1 protein-coding gene is annotated in these 248 nt (G+C 33.5%); it reads right to left on the bottom strand.

The window, feature by feature from the left end; genetic code table 11:
• Positions 1-8: 8 nt before the first annotated feature.
• Positions 9-248: DegT/DnrJ/EryC1/StrS family aminotransferase (locus tag SB822_RS59565; protein ID WP_410859435.1), on the bottom strand; the 240-nt coding region annotated here is incomplete at its 5' end.

The raw sequence follows: 248 nt of genomic DNA, 5'->3' as shown, positions 1-248 counted from the left end.
ATCCCACTTTATATTTCATTTAAAATCCTTTTTAGATTCTCTATTACATATTCCACATCCTCATTGCTCAAAAGAGTATGGAGTGGAAGGGTAATTTCATTCACATATTGATTGTAGGAATTTGGGAAATCTTTAATGTCAAATCCTAGGTTCCTATAAGCCGTAAACATAGGTAATGGCTTATAATGAACGTTACATGCAATCCCAGCCTCAGCCATTTTAACTATTATTTGATTTCTCTTGGCTTC

Origin of the sequence: Paraburkholderia sp. SIMBA_054, assembly GCF_046534875.1 — a bacterium.
GTDB classification, from domain to species: Bacteria; Pseudomonadota; Gammaproteobacteria; order Burkholderiales; family Burkholderiaceae; genus Paraburkholderia; species Paraburkholderia hospita.
The sequence above is the reverse complement of the archived record's forward strand: the minus strand, read 5'-3'. Positions and strand labels throughout refer to the sequence as shown.